Here is a 14,738-nt window from a genome sequence, read left to right as displayed (position 1 = left end):
ATTCCTTTCAGACGAGTCGTAGGGGGGTTAGAGATACTGCTGCTGTTTTAAATGGCGGATCAGCACCCGGCCTTCGGGCATAAAAGCCGTGCCGAAATGCACCAGCCCGAACTCCTTTAGCTCGGCGTCAATGCCGTATTCCAACTGGCCCGGCGTGGATTGCGGCAGCAGAAGCACTTTGATTTTTTTTAGCCGCGGCTCATATTTCAACAAGGTGTGCGAAAGCGTGGTCAACAGCGAGTGCGCGGTGCCGGGCATCCCTTGCAGGATTTTGCTCATGTCCGGCAACCCGTAGTCCGGCAAATGGCTCAGCGTCCCCGCGCGACAGTTGAGAATACGCTGCATATTGTCGAGCACCGAGAGGATCACCTGATCCTGCTCGCTGACTTGTTGCAGATTAAGCCCCCCGGCAAAGTTGCCTAGCAGCATTTCGTAGAGTGAGGGCGAGTGACTTTGCGACATCACTTTTTCTCCGCGCGCAGCGTCAGGTTATTGTTACCCAGCTCAATGACGCGAGGGGAATCGGGATCGAGTTCTTCGCGATTGATCAGCAGCCGCCAGTGGTCTTTATTCATATCCGGATGGCGGAATAGGCCGACGATGGCGACAAACTTGGCGTCTTTTTCCATTGGCATGTCCAGTGACACCGAGGTTCCCGGCTTCACCACTAGGCTGCGAGTCGCCAGAAGCTCCTCTTTCAGCGCGTCTTCGCCATCTTCGGCGAGCTGTTGATAAACCGTTTTCTGGAAGGTTTTGTCGTCGCGTAGCTGATAGACCCGCACCATCACCGGCTCGGAGGAAGAGTTCTGCTCGTTATCATCTGTGTTCAGTGCTTCACGGGCGGTAAAATCCAAATGCAGGACTTTTATCTGCTTGAAGAATATAGATTTGGTGGCAGCAACGGTGCCATCCGTTACGGTTTGAGTCAGCCCGCAGCCGCTCAATAACAGAGCCAAGACGGGGAGTCCGATTTTACTTTTCCAAACGGTATTTAATAACACGCGGTGTTCCTTCTTGAGGCTTGTGGGTAGCCATGCCGCTATAAAGGCCCAGCTCCACGGTAAAATAATCAGGTATGTCTTGGGTTGAAGCTTCTTCATCCAGCCCCAGTACGCCGGTGAGCCCTAGCCAAATCGGCGTATCGCCCAAGATGGGAGTAGGAAGCAGGCGAATGGGGACGGTCAGTTGAATGCGTGCCTTGTAGCGCCAACCCAGGTAGACGCGCAACAACACCAGAAAATCGGCATAAATCGAGCCATCCGGCAGCCATTCCTTGGCTTCTTCACTATCTTCAGTGTGCAGTGAGATAAGCAACTGGCTGTTGGCATCGGTGGCTTCATCACCCAATACGGTGGCGTCGCGCAGCCAGTCGGCGCCCTCGTCGGTAAATGCCATGGGTGAGGCAATACGTACAGTACGCAAGCAATGTGGTGTGACATCTGCCCGCGTTGCCGGAGCCAGTAATCGCACCAGCGCCTGTACGCCTTCAGCCGTTCTGCCCGGCTGGCGCATCACGCCGAGCAGCGCCAAAAATCTCGACGTCGGCGTAGCAAAATGCTGCTGCGAGCCGGGAATTCCCATGCCAATCAGGCCCAACAGGTTCTGCGAAATATTGTCTTTGCCGCCCGCCTCATAGGTCGCCGGGTAGGAGTATTTACGCCAGATACGATAAAACTGGGTCATGATGCGATGGTTGAAAATATCGAGAAAACCCGCCAGCGCCTCGTGACCTTCGCGCTGCTGGGTGATGTCGTCGATATAGGATGTTGGCAGTGGGGAATCTACGCCATACAGCCCCATAAAGGTGGTGCGTACCGTCGGCAATCCGTCGGGATCGGTTTCCAGCGCCTTGAGTTCGCTGACGGGAAAACCCATCCCAGGATGGGGCCGAAAACGCACCGGATCGTCCGCTGGGTTGGCGGTACTTCCCAGTTTCGGCATGCCGGGTTGTTCGAGCAACTGGCAGAATCGGAAAAAATTAATCTTACTGATATCCCGCTCTAACCTGGCATTTAGCCGGGAAGGCGGGTTTTGTGATTCTCTTCCCATTCAAGTCGTTCTCCGGTGGGTTGCAGTATCAGGGTCAGGCGGTTAAAGAGATGAATATCGGTATACAGTGCGAAGAAGCGGCTAAGCATTTCGCCAAACAGGCAAATATCACCTGTACCGGCGAATCCGTTGCTGTCGAGGGTGATTTCAATGTGCACGCCGCGCAGCAAATACCCCCGTTCAAAACGCTCAATTTCGCTGTGTTTGACGTCGGCAATGGCATCCAGACGGCGGCGGTTCATCTCGCTTTCCGTCCAGTCATACAGGGCGAGCGTGCCGCGCAGCACTTCGGCACTGTCCATCATCCATAGGAAGCTGCTGCCCAGATGGCTGAGCACCCGCCAGTGAAAACGATCGCGGTTCGGCGGGTAACAGGGCATCGACGGCACGGACAGGTTGCGCACCCGCACGTTGGCGCCGGTAGATTTGACGACGGTATCCAGCACCGTGCTTTGCAAGGATTTGCGCGGCAGCTGGCCGTTAGTTCCCGTCAGGTTTAGGGAGAGATTCTCACTCTCCGGCACGGTGTGGTTATCAAAAGCTTCGCCACCCAATACCAGCCAAGTGTCATGCAGGCCCGATGGACCGCGCTTCACTCGCGTGTGGTAGTAATACTCGGGTGCATCGTGGCGCAGCATGCCTCCTTTGTGGCGGAAGCTGGTGAAAGGCACGTACACCTGATAACCCGAGTTTTTGGACGAGATAACCGAGTCCACCGAGTAGATTTCGGTATAGCCATCCTGCACCCGCATTGGGCGCAGCAGGTATTCCGTCTGCAAAGAGGAGAGGGTGAGAGGATCTGACTCCAGCGAGAACAAATTGATCACCGGCACGCAGTGCAGGCGCAGGTGTTTTTCTGAGAAAGAGAAGTCGTGTTCCCAACGCTTTTCCAGCACCACGTCAATCTCAAACCATGGAAGTGCGTTCGGCAGCGGCACCGATTCCAATCCTTCCAGGGCGACGAACATAAACTTTTCGCGGAAAGTGAAGTATTCCAGCAAAAGCTGGTAGCCACTGAATGCTGTATCGCCTTTCGGCCACAGCTGGTCTTGCTCGCTAAAACCCTGCGGGGCGAAAAAGCCGTCTAACAGCTGACGGTCGGCCTGACCCGGCAGGCGGATCCACATTTTGGCCGTATTTAACGTCAACGCTTCATGCAGGGCGCAGGCCAGCGGGGCATCGGCATCAAGATAGATCGGCAAATGCTTGAGACTAATTTTGCTCCAGTCAGCCAATTCGCCGCAGTTAAAACGCAAGCGAATCACCGAGCGACCGTCAGGCTCGCTGTCCAGCGCGGCGCGTTGTAGCGAGATCGGCAGCAGCTCGATGTCCTGAGTCGTGGTATAGCGGCAGCGCGTTGCGCGTTCACCAATCGGGCGCGACAAAACTTCGAACCCTTTGTGCATCGTCATCCGCTCCTTCATTTCCCGCCAGTCTGGGGTGAATTCCACGATCGACAGGGAAGGGATGGTGCGCAAGTAGTGCGGCCAAAGCAGGCTGACCAGCCCTTCGGTAAGCTCCGGCAGGTCATCATCAAGCTTCTCCCGCAGGCGGCCCATCAGGAAAGCAAAGCCTTCAAACAGGCGTTCAACATAGGGGTCGCGAGCCCCGACTTTATCCAGATTCAATCCGGCAGCGCGGTCAGGGTGCGCACGAGCAAATTCTTCGCCCGCTTCGCGCAGGTAACGCATTTCGGCGTCAAAATAACGCAGGGTTAAGTCATCCATGGGATCTCAATGATAAAGAGTGGTGATTGGGGATTTAATCTGTGAGTTGGTTGTTTCAAAGATTTAACTATTAATCAGAATCAGTCAGTTATTGGAGTGAGACGTTTAATACATATATGGCTATGTTCATTTTTTAAAGTGTAGTTATCATTACTTATCGTTAGGGAATAACTACAGTTCCCTTTTGTCGCTTTTATGAAAAACCATTTATGGCCCACTTTGGTATTGTTTTTTTCAGGAGGCATAGTTCTCCAGCCAATGTCTATTTCTTTATTTCTATGTAGTAAAGTGCTGAAAGAGGGCGCGATGCTTATCTCTCCCTGAGGATTTAAAATCCTTACTTTTTTTAGCTGGTCTACTTCCTCTATGGACGGTTCGTCTTCGGAAACAACTCTTTCCATAACATAAACACGGACGATCTCGTTTGTGTTGTTTTTTATTATAATGTGTGGCTTTAACTTATAAGCCGATGTAATTATAATTAGCAGGGCTAATATAGTTGTGGTGATTTTTCTTCTTTTTATAATGCTAATCATTTAGTTTCCCCTAACGAGCCATTACTAGAGATTTTTATGCACCAATGTTCATCTCTCGACTCCGTAAGAACATTGTCACTTTCAGATTCCAATGCATTTAGGATATCTTGAGCTGTCAGCTCTTCTGCGTATTTTCCAAATTCTTTAAATAGAGAAAACCCTATGTTCATACAAACAATATCGTCGAGAGGATCTTTTTTAGACTCAAGGCTGGTTCTTATTTGTTCAATGTTTGAACCCGCAAGTAAAGTTTCAATTGAAAATCCGATGCTTAATCCTACATAACCATAATGTATATTAGACCAGACATCATAAAAGTAATCGTGATTTTTGTATTTGTGGTAATGACTCTTTGAAACTTCCCGGCTTGCTAATTGGCGCTCTACAGCTAGTCTACCAAATTTAGATTTTATTAAATGCTTATGATCCCAGATGGATCCTGTTTTTACTGCTTGAAACCAAATTGCCATTGCAGTAACCGGTGAAAGCTGAGGTGGTGGGTTCAATTTATTATACCAAGGACTATTTCTCCATTCTTTCATACTTTCGTTATAAGTTTCTTTGTCTATAAGTAACCTAATCTGTTCCGCAGTCTGACTACTTACATTCTTTTTAATTTCATTAACAATATATTCGGCAACAACTAAGGCGCCATCTGTGTGCGTACAGATTATTTTATTTTTTGGCGAGTTAGCTTGGTTATTGTTGTCGGCGAATTCACTTGCTTGAGTACTTGGTTTAGAGGAATCAGAAGGAGTTAAATCATACGTATCATCCACCATTGACGGAATAAACTCTGCTTCGCAAGGACAGCTACTTTTGCTGTGAAGGGTGCCGGCGAAATTTCGGCCGTGGATCTTATCGCCGGGAATATGGCCGATAATAAAGTAAGTGCCAGGGTGTTTGCCGCAGGTTACGCGATCTTCCTCGCGAGCCACGGCTCTGCCGAACAGTGTGTGGGTTGTATCACCTTCAATGATGATACCGCCACAGGTGGTTTCATCTTCCACCACCAAGTAATAACCTTGTGTCATAAAATAATCCCTTATTAAATGTTAACCACACAACACCACAGCCCTTGCCGGGTCGAGGACTATCAGCCCGCAGAGTAAGGAGCTGATTTGGGTATATTCATCCTACCGTCGCATTGGGTATAGCAGGTAACGCATTTCGGCGTCAAAATAACGCAGGGTTAAGTCATCCATGGGATCTCAATGATGAAGAGTGGTGATTGGGGAAGTTTTTAAGCTTTTATTTTCTTTAAAGTTCGCATGAACATAAAGAGCATGAATGTGGTTATTTTGATGAAGGAGATAATCGAAACCCAATAAAACGTGTAAACGATATGATATAGTTCCTCAATTAAGAAAATCTATTCTCTATTCCCAAAGTTAGGTTCAAAGGTATATTTGATATCCAGTGGTATAAGAATTAATACAACGCTTATTACAATAATGGAAATTATCAAAGAGGATGGCCAGGTAAAAGTGAGGGTTATTGAACTGACAGTCAATTACCCTAAGTTACTTTTAATATTTAAGATGATAAAGTCATTTATTCTAGTTCTGTCCATAGGTGTCTCTGAATGGAGTTATTCTTTTATAACAGAATCCACGCTTTATTTCTTCAAGGGTAGATCTTTTTTCATATATGGTTATTAATGCTTTACAAATCCTTCCATCAGATGAGAGAGTGAATGGTTGTCCGCCACTGCTGATGGAGTAATAAGATTGTCTGTTACCAACACTCCAACCTATATCTATCCTTGTGTTATTTTTCATCATCCTAAAAATAGAAGGCGATATCCTTTTTAACTCATTGGGTTTAATGATTTGAGGTGTCTCGTTCATTATTTCTTCAACTTCCTCTTCATTAGGTTCAACACCATATATGCTTTCGCCAGAGTACAAGTAAATGTTATGTTTTGTACTGTTTGATATAAGTATTGTAGGCTTGACGAGATCTAATTTAGCAGTAATGATTGCTAAAAGTATTACAGTTGCTGTAATCATTATTATTGGCATTCTCACTTAGGATCCTTTAGAGTTGTCCCAACTAATTTTTATCAAATATCACTTTTAGATCTCATAACCTAAGTAATATCATGCCTATCTAATTTTCTTAAAAGAAAACAAGATAGTGGACATGGATATGACAAAGCCATAAATAGATGCCCGATTGATACTATCGAGTGCACTGGTTAGAGCGTCGATTGCATCATAATATTCTTTTAATGAAGTTGGGGGAGTGAGTTTTATGCTTTGATTTTCATAAAATGCACCTATTTGGAACGATGTTATTGTTATTAAGGTAAAATAAACAAAACAAGCTACGATTATCATCACCCAGCGAAGTATGTATTTTTTTTAAATGAATATCTCATGATTTCTCTACGATGCTCGCTAATAGGTATCATAAACTTGTTTAAAATGCATGAAGTTTTTGGTAACAGATGGTTTTGTTCTCTTTCTTTAAAATAGCCGTGTCGCTTTTAATGATAATTGATATTGAGCAGTTTCCTTCTTGTTTGGAGAGTTTAAATAATTGCCCCGATGTGCTGATTGAATTATATTCATATTGCCCTCCAATATACCAACCGACACCCACTTCCGAATCGTTGGCTAATAATCTTTTTAAAGAAGGTTTTAACATTATTTTTTGGCCGGGCATGAGCTCGTTGGGTCTTCTTTTTATTATCTTATCAACCTCTTCGACGCTTGGGTCTACATCATATGTACTTTCGCCAAAGTATATATAAATATTATGACTTGTATTGTTGTGGATCAATATTTTCGGCTTTAGTAAACTTATTATATAGAATGATGTGAAAAATAATGCAACAATTAAAGTCGAGACTAATATTGGTTTTCTCATTGATTTTTACTCTAAACAGTATAGTTTGGTTTTTTTACACTCAAACACAAATGGTCTTGTCTCGATTGTTTCAAGTTAATGTCTGGTTCATTTTCGAGTGCGTTTAGAATGTCTATAGAGGTTAAGTCCCGTGCGTACCTACCGTATTTATAATACAAGTTAAATCCTATGTTTACGCAAGCAATATCGTCAATTGGATCTTTTACCGAATCAATGCTGGTTCTAATTTGTTCCATGTTTGAGCCTGCAAGTAAAGTTTCAACTGAAAACCCAGTGCTTAACCCTACATAACCATAATGTATATTAGACCAGACATCATAGAAGTAATCGTGATTTTTGTATTTGTGATAATGGCTCTTTGAGATTTGGCGGCTTTTTAATTGACGCTCTACAGCTACCTCACTAAATTTGGATTTTATTAAATGCTTATGATCCCAAATCGATCCTGTTTTTACTGCTTGAAACCAAATTGCCATCGCAGTAACCGGTGAAAGTTGCGGTGGTGGGTTCAATTTATTATACCAAGGACTATGTTCCCATTCTTTCATACTTTCGTTATAAGTTTCTTTGTCTATAAGTAACCTAATTTGTTCCGCAGTCTGACTTCTTACATTCTTTTTAATTTCATTAACAATATATTCGGCGACAATTAAGGCGCCATCTGTATGCGTACAGATTATTTTATTTTTGGGCGAGTTAGCTTGGTTATTGTTGTCGGCGGATTCACTTGCTTGAGTACTTGGTTTAGAAGAATCAGAAGGAGTTAAATCATACGTATCATCCACCATTGACGGAATAAACTCTGCTTCGCAAGGACAGCTGCTTTTGCTGTGCAGGGTGCCAGCGAAATTTCGGCCGTGGATCTTATCCCCGGGAATATGGCCGATAATAAAGTAAGTGCCGGGGTGTTTGCCGCAGGTTACGCGATCTTCCTCGCGAGCCACGGCTCTGCCGAACAGTGTGTGGGTTGTATCACCTTCAATGATGATACCGCCACAGGTGGTTTCATCTTCCACCACCAAGTAATAACCTTGTGTCATAAAATAATCCCTTATTAAATGTTAACCACACAACACCGCAGCCCTTGCCGGGTCGAGCGCTATTAGCCCGCTGAGCAAGGTTTCCATATCGCTGTGCAGGCGAAGTTTGTCGCTGTCACTGCGCTGCGCCTTCATACGCAGTAACTTGAGGCGTCGGGCTTTGACCTCAAAAACCAATCCCGGCTCCCAGTGGTTTAGAGTGAGTGACGAGCCGCCGTTATCTAGATCCGCAAGCAGGTGGAGCGCCATGTCGTTCTTGCCATATTGCTCGGCGACGCGGGCCATCACCAGTCGTAACAACCATTGATGGCGCGGGGTAGTGACTCCTGGACGTGCTTGCAACCAGAGGATCGCGGTTTCAACGCCGTCACTGTCGGCCTGTGCCAGCGCCTCGCTTTCAAGCTGTAGAATATCGTCCTCGCCGGAGGTGACGGCAGCGGCGGGTTCATTGCCCCAGCCAGTGATCGATTCCAGCACCTGCTGATTAATCCAATCTTGCGTGACTTCATCCGCGAAAGGCGTTCCGTCGCTCCAGCACAGGCTTTCCAGTCCGGTGAGACGGGTCAGCAGCAGGCGCAAATCCTGAGTAATACAGCTGGTCCAGCTGTCGAAGGGCGCTCCCGCCTTGCTAAGTGCCTGATGCAGATACCACTGCACGTCGAGCCAAAAGTGGTTAACGCCTTCGGCAAACATCGACTCTGCCTGTTCCAGCAGTTCTACCCAACTCTGTTGCAAGTAAAGACGCTTGAGCTGCGCGCGATACTCCGGGCGCGGCGGCAGTAAGCGAGTGCGCCCACTGGCGTCCAGCGGAGGAAGTTCATGAACCGTATCCCAACGCACGCTCTTGATCAGATGATGACCCGAGAGCCACCCCTGAGGCTGGTCGCGCAGGTATTTTGCCAGCGTCTTTGCTTGATCCAGCAAGTCGCGGCCGGACTGCACTGGTCGCAGTGAGGGGGACGCGTTGGTGGATTCCGTCGAGGGGCTTGAAGAGCCGCTATTTTGCGGCACCACGGCATGCATCCCGCCAGACTGCGCGAGGCGATTTTCCAGCACGGCGTAGAGTGCGCCGAACTGTGGGCGACTCGCTTCAGGCCATGTGCTTACGCCATGTTCGATAAGTGTCAGGGCCGCCACGATGCGGGAAAAATCGGCTTTATCGACCTCGGGATAGAGTGAAAGGCTGTCCAGCATGCGCGAGCCTGCAAGCCATTCGAGCGCCGTTTTTCTGCTGGTGGCACGTTGCGGATGGAGCATTTCGCCGTAATCGCCAAGGAGAGCCGCTAACAAGGAGAGACCATCAGCAAAGCCGGCTTCGCCATCGCGATGCAGACGCGCCCAGATGTAATAGGTGGCGACCCGCACATCCTTGCAATAGGCGGTAAGCAATTTCTCCGACAGCTCGCAGATAAGCGTGGTATTCGCACCTGAGAGCTTATTCACCTCTTCGCGCATTTGCTGAAAGTCGTCGTCGTAGCCCGGATCTTCACCGGCAGGCTGATCCGCTGAGATCGGTTTTAACCAGTTATTCCAGAGTGCGGCCTGCTCAGTTGCCAATTGCAAGAGTGATGAAGACTCGGCGCTGCAAGCCTCTTGCAGCGTGATTAATGTGGTCATTACGGGTCCTGTTGAATTTTTAAGCGAGAGGGGCGGAGATCACTCTTGGGCTATTGCATCGGCGTCAAAGGGCTTTTCAGCAGTAGCTTGCGTCTCTGATGTCAGGAAGATTTTTGTCGGCAGCGTGAAGTTGCGCAGCTGCAATAGGCCCAGCGGGCCTTTGCCGAGCTCGGTGCGCAATATCCACTGGAGCGGCTGTTTATCGGTGGTTGTGAAGGTGAGCTGATAGCGCCCCTCATCAAGCTTTTGCTGTTTTGCCTGTTCCAGCCAACGAATCAATCCCCAGGTTCCCTGATAATCGCCGTATAAACGGGCGCCAGCGTTAACATTCGTCCAGGTCAGCATGGTGCCCGGTTTATAGGTATCGCCCGGCCAGCGGAAGCTCTGCCAGCTTTCCATCTGATTGAAGTATTTGAGCTTTTGTCCGTCAATTGATAGGTTGGTTTCCACTACGTCTGGCACGGGGCGGGCGAGCAGCTCGAAGCGCATACCCTGACTGCCATCAGTAAACAGGATGTCGGAAATCTGGCTGAGTTGATTAATCGCCTCGAGAAACGCCGGATTAAAGCTCAATCCTTGACTGTTAACCCTGTCTGGCACCCAGCGAGTGCCTTCTTTATGCAGCACGCCACTCAGTTCGCGGGTCAGGAAGCTGTCGATACGGCCACTGTCTTTGCGAATAAATTCGGCCAACATCGGCAGTGACGCATCACTCTTACTGATGGCGAACGGATAACGCCCGTCAAACGCTGATTTCCAGTTAGCGACAATGGCGTTTTTCCACTGATCGTTGAGGCTGGCGGAAGAGGGTTGCAGCACCGTTTCCCAAGCCTGAGTCAAAGGCTGAACAAACATAGATTGCCCAAAACCGCTCCATTCCTCTCCCAGACTGGCGGCGATTAGGCTGCCGTACTCTTGGGTGTCGGTCAGATCGACGCTTTTGCCTTGGAATACCGTCTGCGCCAGTACCTGTGTCATCTCCTGTGGGTCAGAGGCATTGGCAACCTGCTGAAGTTTAAGACGGACGCGAGTCACGCGGGTCAGCAGCGTTTGCAGGCTGAGCGAACTGTCGGAAGGCATCATATTTTGCGCACTGCCTTTGCCCATCAAGGCGAGCAGGGGACCAAAGGTTTCATCCAGCGGCCCGACCGGGCCGTGGGCCTGTTGGTCGATGGCTGGCTGCGCGTCTTTATTGATCAAGGCTTTCGCCGATTTCACCAGAGAGTCCGACAGGGCCTGATCTTTTTGCCCGGTCTGCCCCTGCCACGCCAGTGTGTTCATTAAGGCAATCAATGGCGACTGGCGCACGTCGCTCATCAGGGTGAGCTGGTCAATAACATCAGATAAATTATGAGCGTCGTTCCAATGAAGACTGTTGAGGAAGTTCAACCAACTGCCTGCAAAATCAATGAAATAGCGTTCTGTCAGGCGTTTTTTCAGGGCTTCAGGTGAGATTTCATCAGCAACTGAGCGACGATTATCACTCAGCACCCAGTCAATCTCTTCGCGGCGCGACGCCACGGCTTTATCAATCGCCTGCTGGATTTGCTCATCCCAGGCTTTGCGCGTGAACATGCCCGGCACGGTTTCATCAGTGTGGAACAGGCGCTGGGCATCGGTATCGCCCGCCATATCAGTCAGCGTCATATCGGCATAGTTGCGACGAACCGACAGCAGCATATTTTCGTATAGCGTGCTTTCGGCATTGCGCTGACCAATTTCACCCAGTAGCACCTGACGAGCCTGAGTGACCAGACTGCTATCGACGTTGATTTTCCAACTTGGCTGAGTCGGCAGGTTAGAAGCATAAAACTGCCATAAATCTGGCGCCAGGCTCTGCCACAGGCCGGAAGAGACGCCTGCACGACGCGGCTCAGTGGATTTCATCACTTGCGCGTAAAACTGGCCTTCGGCTTTTTCTGGTCTCGCCATCATCAAGTAGGCTTTTAACTGGTCGTAGCCTGATTTCGCCAGCACAGCGCGTTTCGGGCTATTCGCCGGAAGGTTGGCCAGCACGCTCAGTTTCTGCTGCAAACTGTCCGCAGCGGCATCGCGTATCAGGCGATTATTCGCCTGACGATACCAAGGGAGTAGGGCATCAAGCAGTGCCGCATTTTGGTCTAAGCCAAAACGCTGATACCAAGGAGCGCCGTGCTGAACGCGGGTTTGTAAACGTCCGATATCATTGCGCAGGGCTTGTAGGGCGATCAGTTGCGCATCAGACACTGGAAGCGGCTTCGCCAGATTCTGCGCCAGTTCGCTGGCTGAGACCATTTGATGGCGATTAACTGCAAACGACATCAGGCTTCCTGCTGCCCAAAGCATAATCAGCGCCAGTAGGCTGTAACACAGGGTTTGCTCCCATGGCAGGCCAACGCGTTGTCCACGCGCCGCGCGACAATCCTCTAAAACCCCTTGCCAAGTTACGGGTGCAGACCAGGTTTTTTCATGGACGCCGGCAGAGGTGGCCGATGATACCGGCTGGCTGAACATTAAGCCGCGTAAAGGGATGCGTTTGCCATAGCTGGCGAGCCACGGGGTGAGTATTTTCCCCCAATGCGCGGCGGTGCTGCTCTCCAGTGATTGAGCAAGGCGCAGCAGGAAGTCATGCTGCTGATCGACAAATACCTGCTGTAAACCCTGCTCGCGCAGCTGCGGTGTTAAGGATTTAAGTTGAGACTGAATCGACTCGGATGACATTTTTGCAGGGAAAATGGCTCCTATCGATTGTTCCGTGCGCGAGAGACCCTCAGCTTTCCCTTCAACCACCTGCCAGAGATAAACCGCAGGCTGATAGCGCAGCGTATCGCCGATTTTTTCCAAAGATCGCAGGCCGTCATCGACCCACTGAGCGTTTCGGCTTTGCCCATCAGCCATCGCCCAGACGATGCCGTCGAAGGGCCGAGTGCGGCGCAGCTTTCGCCACTCAGTCAGACGCGAGTGATCGCCTTCTTCATGCAGGCTGCCACCAAAAATGAGCAACGTGCGCTGACCTTCAAGCCAGCCCTGACTTGCCAGAGTAGGTGCCAGCGCGGCAACCTGTTCGGCTTCACCCATTACCATCAGCAAACGAACTTTATTGCGCCAGAACAGGCCGTAGCGAAGGCGCAGATGGCGCTTCAGAAACACCATTTTGTTCAGAGATTTATCTTTCGCTACTTTTTCAGGCTTAGGAATATCATCCCCTTTGGCTTGTTGACGAATTTCATCAAAATGCTTTTTACCCGAAAGCCGCGTACCGGCATAGGTTAACAACGCGCAACAGCTCAGAACGCCAGTTCCTACCATCAACCCTGTCAGCCAGCGATCTCGCTGCGGCGTGTCTGGCATTAACCCAACCTGTTCTGGGTGCTGCCAGACTAGCCAACAAAGTAGCGCGCCTGTAAGTAAAAATAGTAAGGCAATAATCCAGAACCAGACTTCTGGTTTTTTAATCGGTAAGGCAATGCGCTTCACGTTATGTTCTCCTTGTGAGAAGCATTGGGAGAGACGGCACAACTCCAGACACTTTCGCTGCCTTGTTCGCCGTTAAAAATAAAATGTGGGGCAGGGGAATAGCTCATCGCCTTGGCAGCAACGGCAATGGCTAGCCAAGGGGCTACAAGTGCCGTATTGCCAAGAAAACTGTCTATATGGTGCATGTCACTTTGTTGCCCAAGGCCGGTAAATGGCAGCGCAGTTTTGACTTTGAGGATCGCTCTGTAAGCATCGCTTTTAGCCGATATTCCTGTTAACCACAGGTGCTGCACTTTATCGATGCTCATAGGTACCCAGTCCGCAGCCTGCACAGCAGTGGCGCGTAACATTTCATCATTCGCTTCCGAAAGTTCTGGCCGATGAAGCAGAGCAAGGGGTAACAAATCCTTTTGTGTCAGCCGGTTGCCGAGTAACAGTCCGACCACGGCTTCTGCGCTGAACAGGGTTATATCAGGCGCGATATGCAAGGCGACAACCAATAGCAAATCTTCATCTTGGATATGGTTATCCAGCCAGTTGTCGATCACCCTAAGCCCGCTCCCCCGAACAAAATGCATAGGCTGAGGAAACGCTCTCTTTTTCCAGGCCTTCTGCCAGATCTCTTTCACCTGTGCATCAGGTATTGAAGAGGCGGATTCGAGTAAAACAGCAATAGGATGATCTGGCCGGATAAAGGCGAACGTATTCACGAAACTTTCCAAAAGTTCAGCAAAGGCAGCGGCAATGCGGTCATGAGGCTCATGATCTTCGGAAGTCGGCAATTTACTGTGGCGGACAGTACTTTCTTTTTTCCAGCTAGTTTGCGGTGTTAACATTGGCTGATTACGAAGCATAGCTTCGGTACCGTCGGTGAATTCAGCATTTGCCAGATGAGCTGTGCTGAAAGTCGCTGCCAGAATTTGCAACGCACGGCGCCCACGCCGTACTTCCTGCAAAATCACCTGTTCACGGCGTTTGTCCCAAGCGTTGGCCTGAATTTGCTGCATCATGTAAATAGCCATTCGAATTCCCATTAATACCAGCCAAAAAATGACGGGAATGCCTATGGCAAACCACCAAAAAGTGGCATCGCCCACCAATTTCCCCAATAATCGCATCAGTAATATTCCTGTCGCGACAAGGCATACCAACGCAGCTAACCAGCGCAATGGCTTGGGCGGAGTAGGGCGTAGATAGGGGGCAGGTATATTATTTAGGTTTACTGGCATGTTTTGGGCTCGAATATAAATTATGGAGAGTTAAATTGTCAGTATCCGCACAGATGAAAATATGCTAATGACTTATGAAAAGCTTTTCTTAAATTAAATATTCCTAAGTCATTTCGGTTTAAATATGTCATAAATAACATAATTTATTTTACTTGTTTTTATAATGCTAGAGTCTTTTAGTGCGTGACTCATTAAGAGATGAATTCATAT

Annotated in this window: 11 protein-coding genes and 2 pseudogenes; all 13 read right to left on the bottom strand. The window is 48.8% G+C overall.

All coding sequences use genetic code 11. The features are described from left to right. Positions 1-27: 27 nt before the first annotated feature. The 13 genes and pseudogenes from tssE to V2154_RS11075 all read right to left on the bottom strand — a co-directional run bounded on the left by tssE (position 28) and on the right by V2154_RS11075 (position 14,528). Complete coding sequence (tssE, locus tag V2154_RS11130) at positions 28-462, bottom strand: type VI secretion system baseplate subunit TssE (protein ID WP_353502307.1); 435 nt, start codon at positions 460-462, stop codon at positions 28-30. Then, positions 462-1,043: a type VI secretion system lipoprotein TssJ gene (gene tssJ, locus V2154_RS11125; RefSeq protein WP_437342032.1), complete on the bottom strand. Its 582-nt coding sequence runs from the start codon at positions 1,041-1,043 to the stop codon at positions 462-464. Before tssJ ends, tssE begins: the two co-directional genes overlap by 1 nt. Beyond that, positions 973-2,049 (bottom strand): type VI secretion system baseplate subunit TssG, encoded by a 1,077-nt coding sequence (gene tssG / locus V2154_RS11120; RefSeq protein WP_353502305.1) that lies wholly within the window; start codon positions 2,047-2,049, stop codon positions 973-975. The genes tssJ and tssG overlap by 71 nt, the downstream gene beginning before the upstream one ends. After that, the gene (gene tssF, locus V2154_RS11115) at positions 2,013-3,776 is read right to left on the bottom strand and encodes a type VI secretion system baseplate subunit TssF (protein WP_353502304.1); all 1,764 of its coding nucleotides are present in this window, start codon (positions 3,774-3,776) and stop codon (positions 2,013-2,015) included. The genes tssG and tssF overlap by 37 nt, the downstream gene beginning before the upstream one ends. An 80-nt stretch (positions 3,777-3,856) precedes the next feature. Continuing rightward, on the bottom strand, positions 3,857-4,312 hold the full coding sequence (gene tsiR, locus V2154_RS11110) for an immunity protein TsiR (RefSeq protein ID WP_353502303.1): 456 nt from the start codon (positions 4,310-4,312) through the stop codon (positions 3,857-3,859). Continuing rightward, positions 4,309-5,346: a polymorphic toxin type 44 domain-containing protein gene (locus V2154_RS11105; RefSeq protein WP_353502302.1), complete on the bottom strand. Its 1,038-nt coding sequence runs from the start codon at positions 5,344-5,346 to the stop codon at positions 4,309-4,311. Before V2154_RS11105 ends, tsiR (V2154_RS11110) begins: the two co-directional genes overlap by 4 nt. 525 nt (positions 5,347-5,871) lie before the next feature. Then, positions 5,872-6,336: an immunity protein TsiR gene (gene tsiR, locus V2154_RS11100; protein ID WP_496350370.1), complete on the bottom strand. Its 465-nt coding sequence runs from the start codon at positions 6,334-6,336 to the stop codon at positions 5,872-5,874. A 400-nt stretch (positions 6,337-6,736) separates the two neighbouring features. Next, the gene (gene tsiR, locus V2154_RS11095; protein ID WP_441656082.1) at positions 6,737-7,186 is read right to left on the bottom strand and encodes an immunity protein TsiR; all 450 of its coding nucleotides are present in this window, start codon (positions 7,184-7,186) and stop codon (positions 6,737-6,739) included. An 11-nt stretch (positions 7,187-7,197) separates the two neighbouring features. After that, positions 7,198-7,593 (bottom strand): annotated as a pseudogene (locus V2154_RS24955) (polymorphic toxin type 44 domain-containing protein); the annotation flags it as partial. A 312-nt stretch (positions 7,594-7,905) separates the two neighbouring features. Further along, positions 7,906-8,226 (bottom strand): annotated as a pseudogene (locus V2154_RS24950) (PAAR domain-containing protein); the annotation flags it as partial. Between the two features lie 21 nt (positions 8,227-8,247). After that, on the bottom strand, positions 8,248-9,843 hold the full coding sequence (gene tssA / locus V2154_RS11085) for a type VI secretion system protein TssA (protein WP_353502298.1): 1,596 nt from the start codon (positions 9,841-9,843) through the stop codon (positions 8,248-8,250). 39 nt (positions 9,844-9,882) lie between these two features. Beyond that, positions 9,883-13,299, bottom strand: coding sequence for an ImcF-related family protein (locus V2154_RS11080; RefSeq protein WP_353502297.1), 3,417 nt, complete (start codon positions 13,297-13,299; stop codon positions 9,883-9,885). Then, entirely contained in the window at positions 13,296-14,528 is a 1,233-nt protein-coding gene (locus V2154_RS11075) for a KPHS_23130 family T6SS system protein (RefSeq protein ID WP_496350366.1), read from the bottom strand. The genes V2154_RS11080 and V2154_RS11075 overlap by 4 nt, the downstream gene beginning before the upstream one ends. Positions 14,529-14,738 lie beyond the last annotated feature (210 nt).

The sequence above is a fragment of the Ewingella sp. CoE-038-23 genome, from assembly GCF_040419245.1.
Classification (GTDB): Bacteria; Pseudomonadota; Gammaproteobacteria; order Enterobacterales; family Enterobacteriaceae; genus Ewingella; species Ewingella allii.
Note: the sequence above shows the minus strand (reverse complement) of the source record. Positions and strands in the feature narration are given on the sequence as shown.

Bases quoted from the DNA above. Each gene is read 5' to 3' on its own strand.
- tssE (WP_353502307.1), bottom strand. From the start codon at position 462: ATGTCGCAAAGTCACTCGCCCTCACTCTACGAAATGCTGCTAGGCAAC.
- tssG (WP_353502305.1), bottom strand. From the start codon at position 2,049: ATGGGAAGAGAATCACAAAACCCGCCTTCCCGGCTAAATGCCAGGTTA.
- tssF (WP_353502304.1), bottom strand. From the start codon at position 3,776: ATGGATGACTTAACCCTGCGTTATTTTGACGCCGAAATGCGTTACCTG.
- tsiR (WP_353502303.1), bottom strand. From the start codon at position 4,312: ATGATTAGCATTATAAAAAGAAGAAAAATCACCACAACTATATTAGCC.
- V2154_RS11105 (WP_353502302.1), bottom strand. From the start codon at position 5,346: ATGACACAAGGTTATTACTTGGTGGTGGAAGATGAAACCACCTGTGGC.
- tsiR (WP_496350370.1), bottom strand. From the start codon at position 6,336: ATGCCAATAATAATGATTACAGCAACTGTAATACTTTTAGCAATCATT.
- tsiR (WP_441656082.1), bottom strand. From the start codon at position 7,186: ATGAGAAAACCAATATTAGTCTCGACTTTAATTGTTGCATTATTTTTC.
- tssA (WP_353502298.1), bottom strand. From the start codon at position 9,843: ATGACCACATTAATCACGCTGCAAGAGGCTTGCAGCGCCGAGTCTTCA.
- V2154_RS11075 (WP_496350366.1), bottom strand. From the start codon at position 14,528: ATGCCAGTAAACCTAAATAATATACCTGCCCCCTATCTACGCCCTACT.